20 protein-coding genes are annotated in these 23,376 nt (G+C 71.0%); 9 read left to right on the forward strand and 11 right to left on the reverse strand.

Annotation, left to right across the window (positions count from 1 at the left end; all coding sequences use genetic code 11):
- Window positions 1–14 precede the first annotated feature (14 nt).
- Both AB0878_RS39445 and AB0878_RS39450 read left to right on the forward strand, forming a co-directional pair.
- Entirely contained in the window at window positions 15–707 is a 693-nt protein-coding gene (locus AB0878_RS39445) for a gamma carbonic anhydrase family protein (protein WP_366586252.1), read from the forward strand.
- A 160-nt stretch (window positions 708–867) separates the two neighbouring features.
- Complete coding sequence (locus AB0878_RS39450) at window positions 868–1,482, forward strand: TetR/AcrR family transcriptional regulator (RefSeq protein WP_366586254.1); 615 nt, start codon at window positions 868–870, stop codon at window positions 1,480–1,482.
- Window positions 1,483–1,494: 12 nt separating this feature from the next.
- Here AB0878_RS39450 and AB0878_RS39455 read toward each other — a convergent pair whose 3' ends face one another.
- Complete coding sequence (locus AB0878_RS39455; RefSeq protein ID WP_366586257.1) at window positions 1,495–2,457, reverse strand: YafY family protein; 963 nt, start codon at window positions 2,455–2,457, stop codon at window positions 1,495–1,497.
- Between the two features lie 90 nt (window positions 2,458–2,547).
- Here AB0878_RS39455 and AB0878_RS39460 point away from each other — a divergent pair, with 90 nt between their 5' ends.
- Window positions 2,548–3,009 (forward strand): nucleoside deaminase, encoded by a 462-nt coding sequence (locus AB0878_RS39460; RefSeq protein WP_366586260.1) that lies wholly within the window; start codon window positions 2,548–2,550, stop codon window positions 3,007–3,009.
- 17 nt (window positions 3,010–3,026) lie between these two features.
- Here the strand turns inward: AB0878_RS39460 and AB0878_RS39465 are convergent, their stop codons facing one another.
- A complete protein-coding gene (locus tag AB0878_RS39465; protein ID WP_366586263.1) occupies window positions 3,027–4,271 on the reverse strand; it encodes a GGDEF domain-containing protein in 1,245 nt (414 codons plus the stop codon).
- Window positions 4,272–4,471: 200 nt separating this feature from the next.
- Here AB0878_RS39465 and AB0878_RS39470 point away from each other — a divergent pair, with 200 nt between their 5' ends.
- From AB0878_RS39470 to AB0878_RS39480, 3 genes are all read left to right on the forward strand, one after another.
- Window positions 4,472–5,806, forward strand: coding sequence for a histidine-type phosphatase (locus AB0878_RS39470; RefSeq protein WP_366586265.1), 1,335 nt, complete (start codon window positions 4,472–4,474; stop codon window positions 5,804–5,806).
- A gap of 231 nt (window positions 5,807–6,037) precedes the next feature.
- Window positions 6,038–6,997: a chitinase gene (locus AB0878_RS39475; RefSeq protein ID WP_366586267.1), complete on the forward strand. Its 960-nt coding sequence runs from the start codon at window positions 6,038–6,040 to the stop codon at window positions 6,995–6,997.
- Window positions 6,998–7,087: 90 nt separating this feature from the next.
- Window positions 7,088–7,972, forward strand: coding sequence for a MarR family transcriptional regulator (locus tag AB0878_RS39480; protein ID WP_366586269.1), 885 nt, complete (start codon window positions 7,088–7,090; stop codon window positions 7,970–7,972).
- Between the two features lie 204 nt (window positions 7,973–8,176).
- Here AB0878_RS39480 and AB0878_RS39485 read toward each other — a convergent pair whose 3' ends face one another.
- The 9 genes from AB0878_RS39485 to AB0878_RS39525 all read right to left on the reverse strand — a co-directional run bounded on the left by AB0878_RS39485 (window position 8,177) and on the right by AB0878_RS39525 (window position 18,400).
- Entirely contained in the window at window positions 8,177–8,443 is a 267-nt protein-coding gene (locus AB0878_RS39485) for a hypothetical protein (RefSeq protein WP_366586271.1), read from the reverse strand.
- 101 nt (window positions 8,444–8,544) lie between these two features.
- Complete coding sequence (locus AB0878_RS39490; protein WP_366586273.1) at window positions 8,545–9,153, reverse strand: TetR/AcrR family transcriptional regulator; 609 nt, start codon at window positions 9,151–9,153, stop codon at window positions 8,545–8,547.
- Window positions 9,153–9,956 carry an NAD(P)-dependent oxidoreductase gene (locus tag AB0878_RS39495; protein ID WP_366586300.1) on the reverse strand — a complete coding sequence of 268 codons (804 nt, stop codon included), beginning with the start codon at window positions 9,954–9,956 and terminating at the stop codon, window positions 9,153–9,155. The genes AB0878_RS39490 and AB0878_RS39495 overlap by 1 nt, the downstream gene beginning before the upstream one ends.
- Before the next feature lie 44 nt (window positions 9,957–10,000).
- Window positions 10,001–11,167: an acyl-CoA dehydrogenase family protein gene (locus AB0878_RS39500; protein ID WP_366586275.1), complete on the reverse strand. Its 1,167-nt coding sequence runs from the start codon at window positions 11,165–11,167 to the stop codon at window positions 10,001–10,003.
- Window positions 11,164–13,131, reverse strand: a complete 1,968-nt coding sequence (locus tag AB0878_RS39505; RefSeq protein ID WP_366586277.1) for a biotin carboxylase N-terminal domain-containing protein — start codon at window positions 13,129–13,131, stop codon at window positions 11,164–11,166. The genes AB0878_RS39500 and AB0878_RS39505 overlap by 4 nt, the downstream gene beginning before the upstream one ends.
- Before the next feature lie 10 nt (window positions 13,132–13,141).
- The gene (locus tag AB0878_RS39510; protein ID WP_366586280.1) at window positions 13,142–14,743 is read right to left on the reverse strand and encodes a carboxyl transferase domain-containing protein; all 1,602 of its coding nucleotides are present in this window, start codon (window positions 14,741–14,743) and stop codon (window positions 13,142–13,144) included.
- Window positions 14,740–15,888, reverse strand: a complete 1,149-nt coding sequence (locus AB0878_RS39515; RefSeq protein ID WP_366586302.1) for an acyl-CoA dehydrogenase family protein — start codon at window positions 15,886–15,888, stop codon at window positions 14,740–14,742. The genes AB0878_RS39510 and AB0878_RS39515 overlap by 4 nt, the downstream gene beginning before the upstream one ends.
- Window positions 15,888–17,612 (reverse strand): acyclic terpene utilization AtuA family protein, encoded by a 1,725-nt coding sequence (locus tag AB0878_RS39520; protein WP_366586282.1) that lies wholly within the window; start codon window positions 17,610–17,612, stop codon window positions 15,888–15,890. Before AB0878_RS39520 ends, AB0878_RS39515 begins: the two co-directional genes overlap by 1 nt.
- Window positions 17,609–18,400: a TIGR03084 family metal-binding protein gene (locus tag AB0878_RS39525; protein ID WP_366586284.1), complete on the reverse strand. Its 792-nt coding sequence runs from the start codon at window positions 18,398–18,400 to the stop codon at window positions 17,609–17,611. The genes AB0878_RS39520 and AB0878_RS39525 overlap by 4 nt, the downstream gene beginning before the upstream one ends.
- Window positions 18,401–18,581: 181 nt before the next feature.
- Between AB0878_RS39525 and AB0878_RS39530 the strand changes: the two genes are divergently transcribed.
- The 3 genes from AB0878_RS39530 (at window position 18,582) to AB0878_RS39540 (ending at window position 23,249) form a co-directional block, all read left to right on the forward strand.
- Complete coding sequence (locus AB0878_RS39530) at window positions 18,582–19,421, forward strand: enoyl-CoA hydratase-related protein (RefSeq protein WP_366586286.1); 840 nt, start codon at window positions 18,582–18,584, stop codon at window positions 19,419–19,421.
- Window positions 19,418–20,017: an acetoacetate decarboxylase family protein gene (locus AB0878_RS39535; RefSeq protein ID WP_366586288.1), complete on the forward strand. Its 600-nt coding sequence runs from the start codon at window positions 19,418–19,420 to the stop codon at window positions 20,015–20,017. The genes AB0878_RS39530 and AB0878_RS39535 overlap by 4 nt, the downstream gene beginning before the upstream one ends.
- 244 nt (window positions 20,018–20,261) lie before the next feature.
- Entirely contained in the window at window positions 20,262–23,249 is a 2,988-nt protein-coding gene (locus AB0878_RS39540) for a ribonucleoside-diphosphate reductase subunit alpha (RefSeq protein ID WP_366586290.1), read from the forward strand.
- Window positions 23,250–23,376 lie beyond the last annotated feature (127 nt).

The following is a 23,376-nucleotide window of genomic DNA, read 5'->3' on the forward strand; positions in this document are numbered from 1 at the left end:
CGATCGGAGGCGCGATGACATTTCCCGAGGACTACCTGCACCCGGTCGGCCGCGGCGCGGTTTTCATCGAGCACCAGCACCGGCACCCGCGGGTCGACAAGTCGGCGTACATCGCCCCGACAGCCGTGCTGTGCGGAGATGTCACCGTCGGGCCGCACAGCCGGGTCCTGTTCGGCGCCGTGCTGACCGCGGAGGGAGGGCCGGTCGAGATCGGCGCGCACTGCGTGATCATGGAGCACGCGGTGCTGCGCGGCTCCCTGCGCCATCCGGTTCGGCTCGGGGACCACGTCCTGGTCGGGCCGCACGCTCACCTCAGCGGATGCGTCATGGAAGGCAACGCGCGCGTCGCGACCGGGGCGATGCTGTACAACGGCGCGCGCATCGGGTCCGGCGCCGATGTCGGGTTCGGGGCCGTGGTCCACGTGAACACCGTGGTTCCGCCGGGAACCACGGTGCCGATCGGCTGGTTCGCCGGCGGTGACCCGGTTCGGCTGATCCCACCGCAGCAGTGGGACCGCATCGCCGCGGTGATGGAACCGCTCGACTACCGGGGAACCGTCTTCGGCGTGACCGAGGCGCCGGGCGAATCGGTGATGGCCCGGATCGCGCAACGCTACGCGCGGGCGCTCGCACTGCACCGCTACGACGAGAACGTCACCCCGGAACTGCTCGGCGAGCCCGACGACGAGCGGAGGGATCGCGTGTGACCGGCTTCCTCCGCGGGTCTGCACCTTGGTGTCGGTGAGCTCCTTCGTGGGACATCCCCGTTTCGGGGACGCATCACCGGATCTCTGCACAAAGCAAGCGCTTAGAATGGGCTCGGTTCACGCCCGCCGGGCGCGGCAGCTGATCTGGGAGGATCGCCGGATGACGACTTCGCTCTCGGCCGAGCTGTGGCCCGACGTACAGCCCGAGACCGCGCGCCGGCTGATGCTGGCCGGGGTGGAGTCCTTCGCGAAGCGTGGGTACCACGCCACGACCACGCGGGACATCGCCGGAGCCGCGGGCATGAGCCCCGCCGCGTTGTACGTGCACTTCCCGTCGAAGGCGGCGCTGCTGTTCGAGATCAGCCGCAGCGGCCACGAGCAGACGCTGGCGCTGGTGGAGAACGCGCTGGAGAAGGCCGAGGACCCGGTCGAGCGCATCCGGCTCGTGGTCGAGGACTTCGTGGCCTGGCACGCGCGGCGCCACACCGTGGCGCGGGTGGTGCAGTACGAGCTCAACGCGCTGCCGGAGAAGGAGTTCGAAGTCGTCACGGAGCTGCGGCGGCGCATCGAGCGCATCGTGCGCGACGTGATCGCCGCGGGTGCCGAGTCCGGTGCGTTCTCCGTGACCGATTCGCACACGGCCGCGCGCGCGGTGCTGTCGCTGGGTGTCGACGTGGCCCGCTGGTACAGCGAGCGGACGCGTCAGACGCCGGCTGCGCTGGGCAAGGAGTACAGCGAGCTGGTGCTGCGGATGCTCGGCACGCGGACCGCCTGACCCGCGGGCCGCTCAGCTGCGCGCCGCCGCCGCGGCGAAGCGGTCCGCGATGCGCGCCAGCCGGTCGAGCAGGCCGGGCGGCGCGTCTTCCACCACGAAGTCGTAGTCCCACTGCGCGAGGTAGAACGGCGCCGCCGCGAGGTCGGTCGCGCCGGTTCGCAGCCGGCACGTGTGCTCGTCCACGGGCTCGACGGTGCCGGCGGTCGGCGGCACGCGGGCCGCGAGCTCCTCCGCCGGCACCGACACGAGCAGGGACATCTGGTGCGCGTACGGCGCCGAAGAGATCGCCTGCGACACGTACGCGGCGAGGTCCTCTGCGGGTGGCTCGCGCGGCGTGAAGCGGAACCCGGGCGCCGGCACGGCTTCGATCCGGTCGACGCGGAACGTGCGCCAGCCGTCGCGGCGCAGGTCGTAGGCGACGAGGTACCAGCGACGGCCGGTGTGGACCAGGCGCAGCGGCTCGACGTCACGCTCGGTGACCTGGCCGGTGTGGTTCGCGTAGGTGAAGCGCAGCCGTTCGTGGTCACGGCAGGCCGCGGCGATCACCGTGAGCACCTCGGCGTCGACGACCGGTCCCCCGCCGCCGAGCTGCAGCATCGCCGAACCCATGGCGCTCACGCGGTGGCGCAGCCGCGCGGGCAGCACCTGTTCGAGCTTGGCCAGCGCCCGCACCGACGTCTCCTCGATGCCGGACACCGTGCCGTTCGCCGCCGTCCGCAGGCCGACCGCGACGGCCACGGCCTCGTCGTCGTCCAGCAGCAACGGCGGCAGCGCGGCGCCGGCCCCCAGGCGGTAGCCGCCCGCGACCCCGGGCGTCGCGTGCACCGGGTAACCGAGGCCGCGCAGCCGCTCGACGTCGCGGCGGACCGTGCGCACGTCGACGCCCAGCCGGTCGGCCAGGTCCGGCCCCGGCCAGTCGCGCCGGGCCTGCAGCAGGGACAACAGCCGCAGCAGCCGCTCCGAGGTTCCGTACATGCGGGCCACTCTGCCAGACCTCGCGGACAGGATCGGTCCTCGATGTCCGTGGACTTGCCTTCCGCGAGCGGGGCCGGTGAAGTGGTGACCATGCAGATCGATCCACACGCGTTGCTCGCCGTCGCCCGCGAGGAGGCCGAGCTCGGGAAGGCCGAGGGCGGCGTGCCGATCGGCGCCGCCCTCTTCGACAGCTCCGGCACACTCCTCGGCCGCGGCCACAACCGCCGGGTGCAGGACGGCGACCCGTCGCTGCACGCGGAGACCACGGCGTTCCGCAACGCCGGGCGCCGCCCCCACTACCGCGACACGATCATGGTCACCACGCTCTCGCCGTGCTGGTACTGCAGCGGCCTGGTGCGCCAGTTCGGCATCCCGCGGGTGATCATCGGTGAAGCCAAGACCTTCTCCGGCGGCCACGACTGGCTCGCCGAGCACGGCGTGCGCATCGACATCCTCGACGACCCCGCGTGCACGGGGTTGATGGAGGAGTTCATCGAGACCCGGCCGCAGCTGTGGTTCGAGGACATCGGCGTGCCGTCCACTTCGGACTGAGCTACCGGGCTACGGGGCTACTGGGCTTCCGGACTGCCGGCGCACACCGTCCGGTTGCGACCGCCGGCTTTCGCGCGCCGCACGGCTTTCACGGCGGCCGCGAACACCGCGGCCGCCGTGTCGCCGTCAGCGGGACGGGATGCGACGCCGACGGAGACCGTCGCCCACGCGAACTGCGGGCTGCCGTAGGGCGCCTTCAACGCGACAGCCGTCGACGCCACACGCAGGCGGATGCGCTCGGCGATGGCGAGCGCGTCGAACGGCTTGGTACCGGGGAGAAACACGGCGAACTCGCCACCGCCGGAGCGCCCGACGAGGTCGGCCGAGCGGACTTCGTCGCGCAGCGCGTCGGCGATGGCCCGCAGCACGGCGTCGCCGATGCGGCGGCCGTGGCGGGCGTTGACGTCGCCGAAGCGGTCGAGGTCGAGCACCAGCACGGAGTACGCCGGGGCCGGCTGCCCGCGCGCGGCGTCCCACCAGGCGGACGCCGTGAGGGCGCCCGTGCCCGGGTCGGCCGTCGGCGCGGCGCGCGGGGTGGCGCCGACGCCGCCGCGGTGCAGCACCACGAGCGCCGCGGCGAGCAGCGGCACGACGAGCGGTGAATCCACCACGGCCCAGGCGAGGGCAATGCCCAACCCGGCCATCGCGACGTCGAACAGCAGCCCCGCCACACCCTGCCGATAGCCGCGCACGACCCCGGTGAGCGCCGCGTCGACGAGCAAGAACACGACGGCGGCCACCACGAGCAGTCCCATCAGGCGGACGTCGCCCAGCGAGCTCGGCGGGACGGGCACCGCCCACGCGAGGAACCGGCCGGCCAGCAGCACGGCCAGCGCCGTCGCGGCCACCTCGAACACCTGCCGGTACGGCGCGCGCCGCCGCACGCGCAGCCACCGGTGCGCGCCCGAGACCACCGCGAGCACCACGGCGGGCACCGGCGGCAGCACCACCGCGCCGGCGAACACCCACGGGGTGCCGAAACCCGGGCCCAGCAACGTTTCCCCGCGTCCGCGTTCGGCCGCGCGGCTCAGCTCCGCGCTCACCAGCAGCCCCGCCGCCAGCACGGCGAACCTCGCGGAACCCGTGAGCGGCACGGGGAGCAGCACCGCCACGGCGACCGTCGCGGCCAGCGCCACCACGTCGACGCACACCACGAACGCCGCCAGCGCGCGGGTGCGCACACGCCACAGCTCCCAGTTCGCCACGGCGACGGGAAACCGGCGCCGCTCACCCCCTCCGGCCGTCGCCGGATCCCCCACCATTGCGAAAAAATAGCCGGTTCACCGCGGTTTCGGCACCGTCTTAAGTGTGGCGGCGGTTTCCGGCCCGTGAGCCACGACCGTTTCCCGCTCACCGGAACCCCGGGAATTCACCGCCGCGATACCCGCCGTCCCGAACCGCGTCACGACCGGCGGGTCTACTGAGCCGTCCTTTCACCCAGACCAGACAGCGGGGTAGCTCGATGAGACGTGTTGTGGCCGGAATCGGCGGGGCCGCACTGGCATTGTCAGGGCTGTTCGTCCTGCCCGCGCAGGCGCACGAGGGGCACGCGACGGACGCGTTCACCACCAAGACCGCCTACGAGCCGCAGGGCGACCTGTCCTCCTACGAGCGGCTGCCCTCGTCGTTCCGCCCGGTGTTCACCGAGAACGTCTCGCGCCACGGCGCGCGCACCCTCTCCGACAGCGACGACGGCGACGCCTTGCTGGCGCTGTGGAACACCGCGAAGTCCGAGGGCGCGCTGACCGGCGTCGGCAAGCAGCTCGGCCCGGACGTGCAGGCGCTGCTCGCCGCCAACGCCCGCGACGGCTACGGCCTGCTCACCCAGGAAGGCCGCGGCGAGATGCGCACCACCGCCCAGCGCATGGTGCGGCGGCTGCCGTCGCTCTTCGCCGACGCGGCCAAGGGCACGACGCCGAAGATCGACGTCGTCGCCTCGAGCCAGCAGCGCACAGTGGACAGCGCCAACGAGTTCGTGGCGGGGCTCAAGTCCGCGAAGCCGGGGCTGACGACCACGGCCACCCGCACCGACGACACCCTGCTCTACTTCCACAAGTCGAACGTCGAGTACAACGACTACGTCGACAACGACCCGCGGGTGGCCGCCGCCGAGAAGGCCGCGACGGACCAGCCGCGCACGCACGCCGTGGCGCGTTCGGTGCTGCAGCGCAGCTTCTCGAAGAAGTTCGTGGACGAGATCGCGGCCGGGAAGCACGCGCAGTTCAAGGACGAGATCGCCGCGGCCGACGCGGTGTACGCGCTGGACCAGGTGACCGTGGACCTGCCGGGCGAGGGCCACTGGCACTTCGACCGCTACATCACGCTCGACGAGGCCTCGTGGTTCGGCTACCTCGACGACGTGACTTCCTTCTACGAGAACGGTCCCGCGTTCTCCGGCAGCGACATCACGTACAAGATGGCCGGCGGCCTGCTCGGCGACATGTTCGCCCAGCTCGACGCGAAGCGCGCCGGCACCACCACGCGCGACGCCGAGCTGCGCTTCACCCACGCCGAGGAGATCTTCCCGCTCGCGTCGCTGCTCGGCCTGCCCGGCAGCACCCAGCAGCAGCCCGAGAGCAAGCTGTTCACCTACGCGAACAACCCGTTCCGCGGCGCGCAGGTGGCGCCGATGGCCGCGAACATCCAGTGGGACCTCTACACCGACGGCCACACCTACCTCGTGCGCATGCTCTACAGCGAGAAGCAGACCGCGTTCAAGGCGAGCTGCGCGCCGGTGCACCGCGGCAGCTACTTCTACCGGCTCGACGAGCTCGAGCGTTGTTACGGCCAGGCTTGATCTTCCGGTCGTTTCGCGGGCCCGTGGCGGATCTTTCGCCGCGGACCCGTTTTTCGTTCCAGGGCACGACAACGGCAGCCGTGCCGAGTCCATGATCACCGGACGCCCACGTGACCACTACCGACTTTCGGTGGTATTTTTCTTTCCGCATCGGAATCTTGACACTTTTTAATGGTCTAGTCCATCGTGACGGGCACATCGCCCTCTGTGCGCCCCACCGTTGGAGGACCCATGAAACCCTTGCGCCGTCTGGCCACTGTCGCGCTCGCCGCGGGCGCCGCGCTGGCCACCACCCTCGGCCTCGCCCCGTCGGCGCTGGCCGCGCCGGACCCCGTGCTCGCTTCGCCGTACCTCTACCAATGGGGCGGGCAGACCGACCCCGCCGCGGCCACGTCGGCCACCGGCGTGAAGGCGTTCACGCTGGCCTTCATGCTGTCCGACGGCGGCTGCAACCCGAAGTGGGACGGCAACCGCGACCTGACCGGTTCGGACGCCGCCCTGATCCAGAAGATCCGCTCGGCCGGCGGCGACGTGATCCCGTCGTTCGGCGGCTGGTCGGGCACCAAGCTCGGCTCGCAGTGCGGGTCGCCGGAGGACCTGGCCGGCGCGTACCAGAAGGTGATCGACGCCTACCAGCTCAAGGCGATCGACCTCGACATCGAGAACACCGACGAGTTCGAGAACGCGACGGTTCAGGACCGGATCCTCAACGCCGTGAAGATCACCAAGCAGAAGAACCCGGGCGTGCGCGTCGTCATCACGATGGGCACGAGCCCGCAGGGCCCGACGGAGTGGGGCAGCCGCCTCATCACGCAGGCCAAGGCGATCGGCGCGAACGTCGACGTGTGGTCGGTCATGCCCTTCGACTTCTCCAGCGGCGGCGACATGGCTGCGATGACGAAGTCGGCGGTCGACGGCCTCGCCGGTCAGTTGAAGTCCGCCTTCGGCTGGAGCGACGACGAGGCCTACCGGCACAGCGGCCTGTCGTCGATGAACGGCAAGACCGACAACGCCGGGGAGAACGTGTCCGTCGCGAACTTCACCTCGATCCGCGACTACGCGTCGAGCCACCACCTCGGCCGCTTCACGTTCTGGGCCACCAACCGCGACTGCAGCGGCGGCGGCGAGTGCAGCGGCATCGACCAGGAGAAGTACGCGTTCACGAAGATCGTGGCCGGGTACCAGGGCTGAGCTGCGACGGGGACCCCGCTTGCGTGCGGGGTCCCCGTTTCTTCCGGTGGATAGTAGCCATGGACATAGTATCCATGTACATTATCTTTCGTGCGCCTCAAGAACCCGACCACCGGTCACCTCGTGTGGCGGCTGTCCATGAAGTGGCGGGCGGCCGTCGACCGGACCGTGCGGCCGCTCGGCCTCACCCACGCCCAGTACTCACTGCTGGCCACGCTCACCGGCCTCGTGGTGCGTGGGGTCCGGCCGAGCCAGCGTGAGCTGGCCGACCACACGGGCCTCGAGCCGCTGCACGTGTCGAAGCTGGCGCGGGCGCTCGAACAGGCCGGCCTCGTCACCCGCCCCGCGGACCCGGACGACCCGCGCGCCGTACGGCTGGACCTCACCGCGCGGGGCCACGAGGTGATCACCGAGGCGATCACTCTCGTGCGCGACCTGCACGAGGAGCTCACCGCGAACCTCGGCGGCACCCGAAGCGCGGGGACCCGCCAGTTCCGCGACACCCTGCAGACCCTGCTGGGTGACGACCCCACCGGAAGCGAGAAGACCATGACCACAGCCCGCGCCGTCGGCGGCCGCGACCTCAACCTGGCCGCCGCCGCGTCCCGTTCCCTGCTCACCACGTTGCTGGACCGCGAAGGTCTGGACTTCACGGACTACGTGGTCCTGCGGACGGTCGCCAATGGCGCCCAGCCCGCGGACACCCTGGTGGAAACCATCGCGGCGACGGCGGTCGCGCCCGCCGAGGTGGTGCGCTCGGTGCTCGACCGCCTGACGACGGCTGGCCGGCTGACGGCCGGGGACGTCATCGACGTCACCCCGGCCACGCGCGACCTGGTCGAACGCTTGACTGCGGACTCGACGGCGGCTGGTGACCGGCTGTTCGCCGGCATCGCCCCCGCGGACCTGGAGGCAGCGAAACGCGTCCTCGACACCGTGACGGCACGAGCGGGCGAAATCCGCGCACAACTCTGACGACTGGGGCCGTTCGTGCGGGGTGGTTCGACCTCATCGTCCCAGGTCGCAGGCCTGGACCATCGTCCGGCCACGGTGTGGTTCAGCTCGTGGCCGGACCACTAACCACGCAGGACCGAAGCCCGGGCCACCAACACCCGAGCCGAGAGATCACCCGAACGGGCGAGCGAAATCGTCACCCGTCCGTGACGTCACCTGGTCGTCTCAGGCGGCGACGGTGATCTCCAGGGCGGCGTGCCCGGCCTCGGTCAGTTCGGCGGGCACGCGGCCCGCGGCGTCCGGTACGGCGGGGCGGATGTAGCCGCCGTGGGCGAGGTTGTGGGCGGTCATCTGGTCGCAGCAGGCGAAACCGTCGATGAAGAGGTCGGGCTCGCTGCTCGTGGTCATCTCCGCGCGGTGGGCGGCGACCGCCCTGAGCATCGCCATCGCGCGGTGCGTCAGCTCGACTGCCGCGCCTTCTGAACCGGACACCGGTACCGACCTTCTTCCTGGTGGAGCCACTTACTCGGAGTCATCGTCCGTTGGGCCGAATGTGTTAACAGCCACATCTTATTAGGCCGAAGTTGTGACGTTCACGAGGCCTCGCCGGTTCCGGACAGTCGCGTCTCCAGGGTCTGGGCCCACTCCCGCACGATCTGGCGCCGGCGGCGGGTGTCGTCGGTGAGGAGGTTGGCGAGGCCGAGGCCGCGGGCCAGGTCCAGGGTGGCTTGGACCAGCTCGCGGACCCCGGGCTTCGCCTCGTCGACGCCCAGCAGCTCCACCGTCACGCGGTGCGCCTCGCGCCCGACGCGCGCCTCCAGCGGCGCCAAGGTCGACCTCAGCTGTTCGTCGCTGGAGGCCACGGCCCACAGTTGCAGCGCGGCGCGGAACAGCGGCCCGGTGTAGAGGTTCAGCACCATCTCCACCACACCGAAGATCCGCGACGCGCCCGTCGGCAGCCCGTCGGCCTTCGTGCGCAGCTCGGTGATCTGCGATTCCCCGAGCAGCTCCACGGCGGCCGCGACGAGGTCCTCGCGCGTCGGGAAGTGGTGCTGCGCGGCGCCGCGCGACACGCCGGCGCGTTCGGCGATCACGGCCACCGTGACGCCGTGCCAGCCCCGCTCGCCGATGCAGTCCATCGCGGCCTCGATCAGCCGCCGGCGAGTGGTGCGGCTGCGCTCCTGCTGCGGTTCCCGGAGCATCAGGCCGGATCGACCCAGAAGTCGAGCTGCAGGTCCGCTTCCGACGAGCCGATCCGGTACTTCGACAGATCGGTGACGCCCTCCGCCGCGAGCACCTCGTCGTCCAGGAAGAAGTTGCCGGTCGCCGTGCGGCTGGGCCGGGTGAGGATCGCGTACGCGGCGTCGGCCATGATCTCCGGCGTGCGGCTGCGGTCGGCCAGCTCCGCGCCCACGACGTTGCGGATCGCCGCGGTGTCGATCGTGGTGCGCGGCCACAGCGAGTTCGCCGCGATGCCGTCCTTCTTGAGCTCCGCGGCGAGCCCCACCGTCACCAGGCTCATCGAGTACTTCGCGATGCTGTACGCGAGATGCCCGGCCGTGAACCACTTCTCGTCGAGGCTGATCGGCGGCGACAGCGTGAGCACGTGCGGGTTGGCCGACTTGCGCAGGTGCGGGATGGCCAGTTTGGACAGCAGGAAAGTGCCGCGCGCGTTGATGTCCTGCATCAGGTCGTAGCGCTTCATGCTCACCTGCTCGGTGGGCGTGAGGTCGATCGCGCTGGCGTTGTTCACCACGATGTCGATACCGCCGAACTGCTCGACGGTCTTCGCCACGGCAGCGGCGACGCCCTCGTCGTCGCGCACGTCGCCGAGGATGGGCAGCGCCTTGCCGCCGGCCTTCTCGATGGCCTCGGCCGCGGTGTAGATCGTGCCGGGCAGCTTCGGGTGCGGTTCGGCGGTCTTCGCCAGCAGAGCCACGTTCGCGCCGTCGGCCGCCGCGCGCAGGGCGATCGCCTCGCCGATGCCGCGGCTGCCGCCGGACATGATGATCGTGCGGCCCGCCAGGGATTTTTCGGACACAGTCACTCCTAGTAGGACTTCGGCAGCCCGAGGCTGTGCTGCCCGACGAAGTTGAGCACCATCTCGCGGCTCACCGGCGCGATCCGCCCCAGCCGCACTGCGGTCACGAGCGTGCCGAGGCCGTACTCGGTCGCGAGCCCGTTGCCGCCGTGGGTCTGCACCGCCTGGTCCACGGCCTTGATCGCGGCCTCCGCGGCGGCGTACTTGGCCATGTTGGCCGACTCGCCCGACGCGAAGTCGTCGCCGGAGTCGTAGAGCGAAGCCGCCTTCTGCGTCATCAGCTTCGCCAGCTCCAGCTCGATCTTGATCTGCGCCAGCGGGTGCGCCAGCCCCTGGTGCGAGCCGATCGGCGCGCCCCACACCCGGCGCTCGTTGGCGTACGCCACGGCCTTGTCGAGCGCGTAGCGCGCGGTGCCGAGCGAGAACGACGCGCCCATGATGCGTTCGGGGTTCAGCCCGGCGAACAGCTGCGCGATCGCCGCGTCCTCCTCGCCCACCAGCGCTTCGGCCGGCAGGTGGACGTCGTCGAGGAACAGCCCGAACTGCTTCTCCGGCGAGACCAGGTCCATTTCGATCTGCTTGAACTCGAAGCCCGGCGTGTCGGTGGGCACGATGTAGAGCGCGGGCTTGAGGCGGCCCGTCTTCGCGTCCTCCGTACGGCCGACCACGAGCACCGCGTCGGCCTCGTCGACGCCGGAGATGAACACCTTCCGTCCACTCAGGACCCAGTCGCTGCCGTCGCGGCGCGCGGTGGTGGTGATCTTGTGCGAGTTGGACCCGGCGTCGGGCTCGGTGATGGCGAAGACCATCTTCTTGCTGCCGTCGGAAAGCCCCGGCAGCCACTGCTTCTTCTGCTCGTCCGTGCCGAAGCGCGAGATCACCGTGCCGCAGATCGCCGGCGAGACGACCATGAGCAGCAACGGCGAGCCGGCGGCCGCGAACTCCTCCAGCACCGCGGCGAGATCGGCGATGCCCGCTCCCCCGCCGCCGTACTCCTCGGGCAGGTTCACGCCGAGGTAGCCGAGCCGGCCGGCCTCGTCCCACAGCTCGTCGGTCTTCTCGCCCGAGCGGGCCTTCTTGGAGTAGTACTCGTGCCCGTACTTGCGCGCCAGTTCCGAAGCCGCCTTGCGCAGCGCCACGCGCTCCTCGGGCTCGACGAAGTTCATCGCGTTCATGCTTGCTCTCCCACCACAGCTTCTCCCACCACAGCCAGAATCGTGCCGACCTCGACCTGCAACCCGACCTCCACCGGCAGCTCGGTGACCACGCCGTCGGCGGGGGCCGCGATCCGGTGTTCCATCTTCATCGCCTCCAGCCACAGCAGCGGATCCCCCGCCGCCACGGCGTCGCCCACGCCCACCGCGAGCCGCACGACCGTGCCCGGCATCGGCGCGACGAGCGAGCCCGCCGCCAGCGCCGCCGAGGGGTCTGCGAACCGCGGCTCGGCCGTGAACGTCACCGCACCGAGTGCGGAGTCCACAAAGGACTGTCCGTCGTTACGCGCGACGGTGAACGTGCGCCGCAGCCCGGCCACGTCGAGCACCACCCGGCCCGGCTCCGCCGAGACCAGCCGCACGTCGTCGAACCCCTCGGCCCGCAGTCCGTCTCGCGCGAGCGAGTACCGGACCTCGTGGGTCGTGTCGCCGCGTGTGAACACCTTGCGCTGGCTCGCCGAACGCACGTTGCGCCAGCCGCTGGGCAGGCGGCCCAGCGTGGTCGCGGCCGCGCGGTTGCCGGCGGCGTCGGCCAGTGCGGCGGCGAGGGCGGAGAGCTTCTCCGCGTCGCCGCCGACCAGCGGTTTCGCCAGGGTGTCGAGGCCGTGGCGGTCGAAGAACGCCGTGTCGGTCTCGCCCGCGAGGAACGCGTTGTGGCGCAAGATGTTCACGAGCAGGTCGCGGTTGGTCACCACACCGTGGATCTTCGCGCCGGCCAGCGCGGTGGCGAGCCGGCGGGCGGCCTCGTCACGGGTCGGCGCCCACGTGATCACCTTCGCGAGCATGGGGTCGTAGTGCACGCCGACGACGGACCCGCTCTCCACGCCCGAGTCGAGCCGCAGCCCGGCGCCGTGCGTGAACTCGCGGTCGACGCCCGGCACCTCGAAGGTGTGCAACGTGCCGCTCTGCGGCTGCCAGCCCGCGGCCGGGTCTTCGGCGTAGAGCCGGACCTCGATCGAATGCCCTTGCGGCGCGGGCGGTTCCGGCGGCAGCTTCGCGCCCTGGGCGACGGAGAGCTGCAGCGCCACGAGGTCGAGGCCGGTGACGTTCTCGGTCACCGGGTGCTCCACCTGCAGACGGGTGTTCATCTCGAGGAAGTAGAACCGCCCGTCCGGCCCGGCGAGGAACTCGACCGTACCGGCGCCGACGTAGTCGATGGCCTGCGCGGCCTTGCGCGCCGCGTCGAACAGTTCCGCGCGCATGGCTTCGTCGACGAACGGCGACGGGGCTTCCTCCACCACCTTCTGGTGCCGGCGCTGGATCGAGCACTCGCGCTCCCCCACCGCCCACACCGTGCCGTGGCTGTCGGCGAGCACCTGCACCTCGATGTGGCGACCCGTCTCGAGGTACCGCTCGCAGAACACCGTCGGGTCGCCGAACGCGGACCCGGCCTCGGCCCGGGCGCTCTCGACGGCCTCGGCGAGCTCGCCCAGCTCCCGGACCACGCGCATGCCGCGGCCACCGCCACCGGCGGAAGCCTTGACCAGCAACGGCAGATCGGCGTCCGTCACCGAGGCCGGGTCCAGTTCGGACAGCACCGGCACGCCGGCGGCGGCCATGATCCGCTTCGACTCCACTTTGGAGCCCATCGTCTCGATCGCCGCGGGCGGCGGGCCGACCCACGTGAGGCCGGCGTCGAGCACGGCCCGCGCGAACGCGGCGTTCTCCGACAGGAACCCGTAACCCGGGTGCACGGCGTCGGCGCCCGCGTCGGCCGCGGCCTTCACGATCAGCTCCGCACGCAGGTAGGTGTCGCCGGGTGCGTCGCCCGGCAGGCGGACCGCGACGTCGGCCTCGCGCGTGTGCGGGGCGGCCGCGTCGGCGTCGGAGAACACGGCCGTCGTGCCGATGCCCGCGTCGCGGCAGCTGCGGAACACCCGGCGGGCGATCTCGCCCCGGTTGGCGACCAGCAGGTTGTGGATCACGACTGCACCCCTACATCCGGAAGACGCCGAAGCCACCCTCGGCGCCCTTCACTGGTCCGTTGTGGATCGCCGACAGGCTCAGGCCGAGCACCGTGCGGGTGTCGCGCGGGTCGATGATGCCGTCGTCGTAGAGCATGCCCGAGAGGAACATCGGCATCGACTCGGCCTCGATCTGGTTCTCGACCATGGCCCGCATCGCCGCGTCGTTCTCCTCGCTGTAGTCCTGCCCGCGGCTCGCGGCCGCGGCACGAGCCACAATGGACAGCACGCCGGCCAGCTGCGCCGGGCCCATCACCGCCGACTTCGCGCTCGGCCAGGCGAACAGGAACCGCGGGTCGTAGGCGCGTCCGCACATGCCGTAGTGCCCGGCGCCGTAGGACGATCCCATGAGGACGGACAGGTGCGGCACCTTCGAGTTCGACACCGCGTTGATCATCATCGCGCCGTGCTTGATGATGCCGCCCTGCTCGTACTCCTTGCCGACCATGTAGCCGGTGGTGTTGTGCAGGAAGACCAGCGGCGTGTCGATCTGGTTGGCCAGCTGGATGAACTGCGCGGCCTTCTGCGACTCTTCGCTGAAGAGCACGCCCTGCGCGTTGGCGAGGATGCCGACGGGATAGCCGTGGATGTTCGCCCACCCGGTGACCAGGCTCGACCCGTAGAGCGGCTTGAACTCGTCGAAGTCGGAGCCGTCGACCACCCGCGCGATCACCTCGCGCGGGTCGAACGGCACCTTGAGGTCGCTCGGGACGATGCCGAGCAGGTCCTCGGGGTCGAACAGCGGGTCCGCGTAGTCCGGCTGCGGGGCGGGCCCCTGCTTGCGCCAGTTGAGCCGCTTGATGATGCTGCGGCCCAGCCGGATCGCGTCCTGCTCGTCGGCCGCGAGGTAGTCGGCCAGGCCCGAGGTGCGGGCGTGCATCTCGGCACCGCCCAGCGACTCGTCGTCGGACTCCTCGCCGGTCGCCATCTTCACCAGCGGCGGCCCGCCGAGGAACACCTTCGCGCGCTCCTTGACCATCACCACGTAGTCGGACATGCCCGGCAGGTACGCGCCGCCGGCGGTCGAGTTGCCGAAGACCAGCGCGACGGTGGGTACCTTCGCGGCCGAAGACCGCGTGATGTCACGGAAGATCCGCCCGCCCGGGATGAAGATCTCCTTCTGCGTCGGCAGATCCGCCCCGCCGGACTCGACGAGGTTGATCACCGGCAGGCGGTTCTGCGCCGCGATGTCGGCGGCGCGGAAGCTCTTCTTCGTCGTCCACGGATTGCTCGCGCCGCCCTTGACCGTCGGGTCGCTCGCGGAGATCAGGCACTCCACGCCCTCGACGACGCCGATGCCGGTGATCACGCTCGCGCCCACGCGGTAGTCCGAGCCCCACGCGGCCAGCGGCGAGAGCTCCAGGAACGGCGAGTCCTCGTCGATGAGCAGCTCGATCCGTTCGCGGGCCAGGAGCTTGCCGCGCTTGCGGTGGCGCTCCACGTACTTCTCGCCGCCGCCGGCCACGGCTTTGGCGTGCTCGGCGTCGATCTCGGCGAGCTTCTCGAGCATGGACTCACGGTTGGCGGCGAACTCGCCGGCCCGGGTGTCCACAACGGACCTCAGTGCGGTCATGCGGTGTATCCCAATCGCTTCGCGGCCAGGCCGGTGAGGATCTCGGTGGAGCCGCCGCCGATGCCGAGGATGCGGACGTCGCGGTAGTGGCGTTCCACTTCCGACTCGCGCATGTAGCCCAGCCCGCCGTGCAGCTGCACGGCTTCGTTGACCACCCATTCGGCGGCTTCGACGGCGGTGTTCTTGGCGAAACAAGCTTCGGCGATCACTTCTTCGCCGGAGACATGGCGCACGGCGGTCTGGCGCGCATAGGTGCGGGCGACGTCGGTCTTGCGCGCCATCTCGGTGAGCTTGTGCTGCACGACTTGCCGCGAGATGAGCGGACGGCCGAACGTCTCGCGCAGCCGGCACCAGTCGAGCGTGAGGTCGAGCGCGCGCTGCGCGTGGGCGTAGGCCTGCACGGCGAGCGAGAGCCGCTCGGTCACGAACTGAGTGGCCACCTGCGCGAACCCGCTGTTCTCGGCGCCCACGAGGTTCTCCACCGGCACCCGGACGTCCACGTAGGACAGTTCGGCGGTGTCGGAGGCGGCCCAGCCCATCTTCTCCAGCTTGCGCGACACCGTGAACCCGGGCGTACCGCGTTCGACCACCAGCAGGGAGATGCCGTGCGCGCCCTCGCCGCCCGTGCGGACGACGGTGGTCACGAAGTCGGCGCGGCAGCCGGAGGTGATGAACGTCTTGGCGCCGTTGACCACGTACTCGTCACCCTCGCGCACGGCGGTGGTGCGGATGCCGGCGACGTCGGACCCGCCGTCCGGTTCGGTGACGGCCAGCGAACCGATCTTCGTGCCCGCGAGCGTCGGGCGCACCCAGCGTTCGACCTGCACCGGATCGCCGGCCTCGGCGATGTGCGGCACGGCGATGCCGCAGGTGAACAGCGACGCGAACAGGCCACCGGAGCCGCCCGCGTAGTGCATCTCCTCGGCGACCACGAGCGCGTCGAGGTAGTTGCCGTCGCCGCCGCCCACCGACTCGGGGAACGCGACGCCGAGCAACCCGAGGTCCCCGGCCTTGCGGTGCAGCTCGCGCGGCAGCTCGCCCGCGCGTTCCCAGTCGTCGAGGTGCGGCAGCACTTCCTTCTCGACGAACCGCCGCACGGTCGCCCGCAGCTGTTTGCGCTCCGGCGTCGCGAACGGGTCCACGATCACAGCAGCGCCTCCGGCACGTCGATCTCACGCGCCCGCAGCCATTCGCCGAACGCCTTGGCCTGCGGGTCGAACCGCGCCTGCGAGGCCACGCCCTCGCCGAGGATGTCCTCGACCACGAAGTTCATCGCCCACAGGTTCGGCAGCAGGTGCCGTTTCACCGGCAGCTGGGCGGTTTCCGGCAGCAGCAGCCGGAACTCGGTGACGGTGAGCCGGTGCACGAGCCAGCGCCACGCCTCTTCCGAGCGCACCCAGACGCCGAGGTTGGCACTGCCGCCCTTGTCGCCGCTGCGCGCGCCGATCACGCGCCCGAGCGGGACGCGGCGCACCGGCCCGTCCGGCAACGGCTCGGGCAGCGCGGGTTCGTCCACTTCGGTCAGTGCGAGGGTCTTGGTGGCCGGCGCGATGTCGATACGTCGACCGTCGGCCGGCACCGCCACGTGGGGCACCTCGGCAGCGTCCACGAAGGCCGCCGAGTACACGCCGTACGGCGAGGCGTCCGAAGGCGGAGCGGTCACGTGGAAGCCGGGGTAGCTCCCGAGCGCCAGCTCCACCGCCGCGCCGCTGAACGCGCGGCCGGCGATCTTCGGATCGGCGTCCTTCACCGCGACGTGCAGCAGTGCGCTGGCCTGTTCCTCGGTGTCGGCGTCGCGGTGGTCGGTGCGCGCGAGCGTCCAGCGGACCTCGGCGGGCGGCTTCCGTTCGAGCGCCGTCTCCAGCTGCTCACGCACGAGCGCGGCCTTCTCCTCGATGTCGAGGCCGGTGAGCACGAACGTGGTCTCGTTGCGGAACCCGCCGAGCCGGTTCAGCGCGACCTTGAGCGTGGGCGGCGGGGCCTCGCCGGTCACGCCGCTGATGCGCACGCGGTCGGGGCCGTCCTCGGCCAGCGTCAGCGTGTCGAACCGCGTGGTGACGTCGGGGTTGGCGTAGCGGGCGCCGGTGATCTCGTACAGCAGCTGTGCGGTGACCGTGCCGGTGTTCACGACACCGCCGGTGCCGGGGTGCTTCGTGATGACGCTGGACCCGTCGGCGTGGATCTCGGCGATCGGGAACCCGGGCACGCCGATGGGCTGCTCGCGGAAGAACGCGTAGTTGCCGCCGGTCGCCTGGGTGCCGCACTCGATCACGTGACCCGCGGCGACGGCGCCGGCCAGCGCGTCGTAGTCCTCACGCGTCCAGCCGAAGTGTGCGGCCGCGGGCCCGACGATCACCGACGCGTCGGTGACGCGGCCGGTCACGACCACGTCGGCACCGGCGTTCAGGCACTCGACGATGCCCCACGCGCCGAGATAAGCGTTGGCGGTCAACGGGCTGCCTTCCTGCGGGGTACCCGCACCCAGGCGAAACCCGAGCTCGTCGGCGCGCCCGATCAGGTCGTCGCCCTCGACGTGCGCGATCCGCACGTCGACGCCGAGCTTCGCGGCCAGCTCCCGCAACGCCGTCGCCAGGCCCGCGGGGTTGAGGCCACCGGCGTTGGCGACGATCTTCACGCCCTTTTCCTTGGCCAGTCCCAGGTTCTCCTCCATCTGGCGCAGGAAGGTCTTGGCGTAGCCGCGTTCGGGGTCCTTCATGCGGTCGCGCCCGAGGATGAGCATCGTCAGCTCGGCGAGGTAGTCGCCGGTGAGCACGTCGAGCGGCCCGCCGGTGAGCATCTCGCGCACGGCGGAGAACCGGTCGCCGTAGAACCCCGACGCGTTCCCGATCCGGATCGGTTCACGGCTCATGCGAACTGCCCCGGCTTCCGGCCCGCACCGGGCGGGCCGGCGAAGGCCTGCGCGACGGTGAGCCACTCCTCGACGTCGGCGCCGGTCGCGACCAGGTCCGTGTCCGCGGGGTGGCGCCGCTGCGTGATGACCAGGCAGAAGTCCACGGCGCTGCCGGTGAGGCGCTGCTCGGCGTCCTCGGGCCCGAACGCCCACGTCGTGCCGTCCGGCGACGCCAGCTCCACGCGGAACTCCTCGGGCGGCGGGGCGAGCGAGTTGAGCTTGTACGCGAAGTCCCTCGTGCGCGTGCCGAAGCGCGCGATGTGCCACAGGCGGCCGGTCGGCCGGCGGGTGAGCCCCAGCGCGTCGAACACGTCCTGGCCGTGGGCCCACGTCTCCATCATCCGCGCGGTGGCCATGGACGCGGCGCTCATCGGCGGGCCGTACCACGGCAGCTTCTGCCCGGCCGGCACGGCGGCCAGCGCCTCGGACAGCGCCGTCCGCCCGGCGCGCCACTGCGCGAGCAGCTCGTCCGGCGGCGTCGCGGCGCCTTCCTCGGCGGCGAGGTCGACGTAGTTCTCCCCCACGCTCAGCAGGTGCTCGACCTCGGCCGGCCACTCCTCGGGCCGGGCCGCGGCGATCAGCGCCTTCGAGTCCGTCCAGGCCAGGTGGGCGATCTGGTGCGCGACCGTCCACCCTTCCGCCGGCGTCGGCCTGGCCCACCCTTCGGCCGGCAGCCCGGCCACCACGTCGTCGATCGCCTGCGATTCGGCCGCGAGATCCCCGAGGATCACGCCGAGATCAGCCATCCTGCGCCTCCGTGCGTCTGCGTGAGTGCGGACGTCTTCGTCCGCGGGCAGCGTCCCTGGGCCTACCCTCGCACCCCGGCCGCGGAAAAATCAAGCGCGCCTGATTGTTTTTTCCTCGATCGAGGCCGGAGCCACTATTGACACATTGCCAGTAGAACCCCGTTGTCCTACCGTTCCAGCCATGAGCCCCTACGCGGACATCACCTACGAGGTCGCCGAGCGGATCGCGACGGTCAAGCTGAACCGGCCCCAGGCGCGCAACGGCTACACCGTGCGGATGGCCGACGAGCTGGGCGACGCCATGGACCGCGCCGACCGCGACGAGGACGTGCGCGTGGTCGTGCTCACCGGCAGCGGCAAGGACTTCTCGGTCGGCGCCGACCTCTCGTCCGGCGGGTTCGACTTCGAGCACGGCGAAGGCCCGCCCGACGGCTGGCAGGAGCCGGCCGGGCGGTGCTCCAAGCGGATCTTCACCATGAACAAGCCCGTGATCGCCGCCTTGCGCGGCGCCGCGGTGGGCGGTGGCATCACGATCACGCTGTCGTGCGATTACCGGCTGGCGGCCGACGACGCCAAGTTCGGGTTCGTGTTCACGCGCCGCGGGATCTACCCCGAGGGCGCGTCGGCGTGGTTCCTGCCGCGCCTGGTCGGCATGGGCACGGCCGTGGACTGGATGGTGAGCGGACGCGTCTTCGGCGCCGAGGAGGCGTTGCGGAAGGGGCTCGTCCACAGCGTCCACCCGCCGGAAGCCGTGCTGGACAAGGCTTACGAGCTCGCGCGCGACCTCGTGGCCAACACCGCGCCCGTGTCGGTCGCCGTGACGCGGCAGCTGCTGTACCGGATGGCGTCGGCGCCGTCGCCGTTCGAGGTGCACGAGGTGGACTCGAAGCTGATCGGCGGGATCGCCACCAACCCGGACTCGATCGAGGGTGTGCTGTCGTTCCTCCAGAAACGCCCGGCGGAGTTCAAGCTCCGCGTCGACCGCGACCTGCCGCCCTACCTGCCCTGGATCGCGGAATGACCGCCTACCCGCCCGAACCCTGGCACCTCGCGGGCCAGGCGCAGCTGTCCGTGTGGCTGCTCCCGGCCGGCAATCTGCCGGAACTGCCCGAAGGCGTCGAACCCGTCACCACCGGCGGCCACGCCGCGGTGTTCACCGCGTGGATCGACTACCGCGCGCCCGGGCAGCTGAGCTACCACGAGCTGCTCGCCGCCGTCGCCGTGCGCGGCGGGCTCACCGCGTCGATCACCGACATCTGGGTCGACAGCGAGGTCTCGCTCGCGGGCGGGCGCGAGCTGTGGGGCATCCCGAAGGACCTCGCGACGCTCGAGTTCACCGGCGACCGTGAGTTCACCGCGGCCACCGGCGACGGCTGGATCGCCACCGCCGCGTTCTCCCGACGCGCCGGGCTGCCGGCCGCCCTGCCCGCCCGGTTCGAGATCGCGCAGACGCTCGGCGGGCGGCTCGAGCGCAGCCCCGTCACGTCGCGCGCGAAGCCGCACGCGGCCGCCGCCGACTGGTCCGTGAACCCCGCCGGACCGCTGGGCTTCCTGGCCGGACGTCGCCCGATCGTGAGCGCGAGCCTGCGCGACTTCACCCTCGTCTTCGGGGGCTGAACCGCCCCCGACCAGCCGCTCTGAGTGATCGACTAACCCGCGAGGGTGAGCCCGCGACACGCCACCCCTTGGGGCACGTGCGAGCCCGAACCCCTAGATGTAGTCTCTGTGGACCGGCAGCCCCCAGCGACGGGGAGACCGCTCAGGAAGGGCAGCCGGGCCGATTTGAGAAACAGCAGCGCACGGCCTTGTGAGGCCGTGTGGCGATGAAGCGCGCCCATTTTCGACTTTGTTGGAGACCCGCATGTCAGTGGAAACCGGTCAGCGTCCGCCTTCGTCGGCGGACTCGGCACCGAGCGCGGTCCGCGTGATCCGGCGCGACGGCAGCGTGTCGCCGTTCGACGCCGGCAAGATCAGCGTGGCCCTCACCAAGGCCTTCCTCGCCGTGGAGGGCGGCGACGCGGCCGCTTCCTCGCGCGTGCACCACGTCGTCGCCGAGCTGACCGAGCAGGTCGAGGCTTCCCTGCTGCGCCACGCCGGCCCCGAGCCCGCCCTGCACATCGAGCAGATCCAGGACCTCGTCGAGCTCGCCCTGATGCGTGGTGAGCACCACAAGGTCGCCCGCGCCTACGTGCTCTACCGCGAGGAGCGGTCGAAGGCCCGCGAGGCCGCCACGCCGGCGCCCGCCGAGGCCGCGATCAGTGTCAAGGGCACCGACGGCTCGCTGCGCCCGCTCGACTGGGCCCGCGTGTCCCACGTGGTGGGCGAGGCCGTGGCCGGGCTCGAGGACGTGTCCGCCGAGCCGGTGCTGGCGGAGGCCAAGCGCAACCTCTACGACGGCATCAGCGCCGACGAGCTCGCCCTCGCGCAGATCATGGCCGCCCGCGTGCTCGTCGAGCAGGAGCCGAACTACTCGTACGTGAGTGCGCGGCTCCTGCTGGACAAGCTGCGCGGAGAGGCCCTGAGCTACCTCGCCGGGCGCCCGCGCCAGGCCAGCCAGGACGAGATGACCGCCGAGTACCCCGCGTACTTCCGCACCTACCTGCGCCGTGCGGTCGAGCTGGAGCTCGTCGACGGCGAGCTGCTCACGTTCGACCTCGACAAGATCACCGCGGCGCTGGCCGCCGAGCGCGACCTGGACTTCGGGTTCCTGGGCCTGCAGACCCTGTACGACCGGTACTTCCAGCACCACAACGGCACACGCTTCGAGCTGCCGCAGGCGTTCTTCATGCGCGTGGCCATGGGTCTGGCCATCCGCGAGGACGACCGCGAAGCCCGCGCGATCGAGTTCTACGAGCTGCTTTCGACGTTCCACTTCATGGCGAGCACGCCGACGCTGTTCAACTCGGGCACCACGCGCGCCCAGCTCTCGTCGTGCTTCCTGACCACTGTGGACGACGACCTGGACTCGATCTTCCAGGCGTACAAGAACAACGCGCTGCTGGCCAAGTACTCGGGCGGCCTCGGCAACGACTGGACCCCGGTCCGCGGCCTCGGCGCCCACATCAAGGGCACCAACGGCCAGTCGCAGGGTGTCGTGCCGTTCCTCAAGATCGCCAACGACACCGCCGTCGCCGTGAACCAGGGCGGCAAGCGCAAGGGCGCGGCGTGCGCGTACCTCGAAACCTGGCACGTGGACATCGAGGAGTTCCTCGACCTGCGCAAGAACACCGGTGACGACCGCCGCCGCACGCACGACATGAACACGGCCAACTGGGTGCCGGACGAGTTCCTGCGCCGCGTTGAAGCCGACGGGCAGTGGACCCTGTTCTCCCCCAACGAAACGCCGGACCTGCACGACCTCTACGGCAACGCGTTCGCCGAGCGCTACCGCGAGTACGAGGCCGCCGCCGACCGCGGCGAGATCAAGGTCTTCCGCCGCCTGCGCGCCGTCGACCTGTGGCGCCGCATGCTGACGATGCTGTTCGAGACCGGGCACCCGTGGATCACGTTCAAGGACCCGTGCAACCTGCGCTCGCCGCAGCAGCACGTCGGCGTGGTGCACTCCTCGAACCTGTGCACCGAGATCACGCTGAACACCAACATCGACGAGGTCGCGGTCTGCAACCTCGGCTCGGTGAACCTGCTCAAGCACGTCACCCCCGAGGGCCTGGACACCAACCGCCTCGAGAAGACCGTGCGCACGGCCGTCCGCATGCTCGACAACGTGATCGACATCAACTTCTACACGATCCCGGAGGCGCGCCGCTCCAACCTGCGCCACCGCCCGGTGGGCCTGGGCATCATGGGCTACCAGGACGCGCTGTTCGAGCTCGGCCTGCCGTTCGCCTCGGAAGAGGCGGTGAAGTTCGCCGACGTGAGCATGGAGCACGTGTCCTACTACGCGATCTCGGCGTCGACCGACCTCGCCGAGGAGCGCGGCCAGTACCAGACGTTCGAGGGTTCGCTGTGGAGCCGCGGCATCCTGCCGATCGACTCGATGCAGCTGCTGATCGACGCGCGCCAGGGCGACGCCCTCGCCGTCGACACCTCCACGACGCTGGACTGGGCGCCGCTGCGCGAGCGCGTGAAGACGGTCGGCATGCGCAACTCCAACGTCATGGCGATCGCGCCGACCGCGACGATCTCCAACATCTCGGGCGTCGGCCAGTCGATCGAGCCGCTGTTCCAGAACCTGTACGTGAAGTCGAACATGTCGGGCGACTTCACCGTGGTGAACCCGCACCTGGTCAAGAGCCTCAAGGCCCGCGGCCTGTGGGACGAGGTCATGGTCAGCGACCTGAAGTACTTCGACGGCAGCCTCGGCCAGATCGACCGCGTGCCGGACGACCTGAAGGCGCTCTACGCCACCGCGTTCGAGATCGAGTCGAAGTGGATCGTGGACGCCGGCTCGGTCCGGCAGAAGTGGATCGACCAGGCGCAGTCGCTGAATCTCTACATCGCGGCGCCGAGCGGGCGCAAGCTCGACGAGCTGTACCGCTACGCGTGGCACAAGGGCCTCAAGACCACGTACTACCTGCGCGCCCAGTCGGCGACGCACGTGGAGAAGAGCACCCTGCGCGGCACCGACGGCAAGCTGAACGCGGTCTCGGCCGCCCCGGCCGCCGCTCCGGCTCCGGCCGCGACGCCGGCTCCGGCTCCTTCGCCGGCACCGTCGCCCTCGCCGTCGGCCGCCGTGCCGGCGAGCCCCGCCGCGGCCGTGCCCGCCGCGGTCCCGGCCGCCAAGCCCGCCGAGCCGAAGGAACTGCCGAAGGTCGACGACATCGACTTCGTCGCCACCGAAGGCGCCTCCTGCCGCATCGACGACCCCGACTGCGAAGCCTGCCAGTGACCTCCTCGTGAAGGGGTGGGGGGGGGGGGGGGGGGGCCCCCCCCGCCCCCCCCCCCAGCGGGGGGGCGCCGGCTTTGAGATTTGCTGTCTACCCTTGCCAACCTCATCCTCAAACCCGACCGACAGA

Origin of the sequence: Amycolatopsis sp. NPDC047767, from assembly GCF_040704195.1 — a bacterium.
Lineage (GTDB): Bacteria > Actinomycetota > Actinomycetes > Mycobacteriales > Pseudonocardiaceae > Amycolatopsis.

Coding starts and splice junctions, on each gene's coding strand:
- AB0878_RS39450 (WP_366586254.1), top strand. CDS start 868: ATGACGACTTCGCTCTCGGCCGAGCTGTGGCCCGACGTACAGCCCGAG.
- AB0878_RS39460 (WP_366586260.1), top strand. CDS start 2,548: ATGCAGATCGATCCACACGCGTTGCTCGCCGTCGCCCGCGAGGAGGCC.
- AB0878_RS39530 (WP_366586286.1), top strand. CDS start 18,582: ATGAGCCCCTACGCGGACATCACCTACGAGGTCGCCGAGCGGATCGCG.
- AB0878_RS39525 (WP_366586284.1), bottom strand. CDS start 18,400: ATGGCTGATCTCGGCGTGATCCTCGGGGATCTCGCGGCCGAATCGCAG.
- AB0878_RS39445 (WP_366586252.1), top strand. CDS start 15: ATGACATTTCCCGAGGACTACCTGCACCCGGTCGGCCGCGGCGCGGTT.
- AB0878_RS39455 (WP_366586257.1), bottom strand. CDS start 2,457: ATGTACGGAACCTCGGAGCGGCTGCTGCGGCTGTTGTCCCTGCTGCAG.
- AB0878_RS39495 (WP_366586300.1), bottom strand. CDS start 9,956: ATGTCCGGCGGCAGCCGCGGCATCGGCGAGGCGATCGCCCTGCGCGCG.
- AB0878_RS39470 (WP_366586265.1), top strand. CDS start 4,472: ATGAGACGTGTTGTGGCCGGAATCGGCGGGGCCGCACTGGCATTGTCA.
- AB0878_RS39510 (WP_366586280.1), bottom strand. CDS start 14,743: ATGACCGCACTGAGGTCCGTTGTGGACACCCGGGCCGGCGAGTTCGCC.
- AB0878_RS39500 (WP_366586275.1), bottom strand. CDS start 11,167: ATGAACGCGATGAACTTCGTCGAGCCCGAGGAGCGCGTGGCGCTGCGC.
- AB0878_RS39520 (WP_366586282.1), bottom strand. CDS start 17,612: ATGAGCCGTGAACCGATCCGGATCGGGAACGCGTCGGGGTTCTACGGC.
- AB0878_RS39490 (WP_366586273.1), bottom strand. CDS start 9,153: ATGCTCCGGGAACCGCAGCAGGAGCGCAGCCGCACCACTCGCCGGCGG.
- AB0878_RS39465 (WP_366586263.1), bottom strand. CDS start 4,271: ATGGTGGGGGATCCGGCGACGGCCGGAGGGGGTGAGCGGCGCCGGTTT.
- AB0878_RS39475 (WP_366586267.1), top strand. CDS start 6,038: ATGAAACCCTTGCGCCGTCTGGCCACTGTCGCGCTCGCCGCGGGCGCC.
- AB0878_RS39540 (WP_366586290.1), top strand. CDS start 20,262: ATGTCAGTGGAAACCGGTCAGCGTCCGCCTTCGTCGGCGGACTCGGCA.
- AB0878_RS39535 (WP_366586288.1), top strand. CDS start 19,418: ATGACCGCCTACCCGCCCGAACCCTGGCACCTCGCGGGCCAGGCGCAG.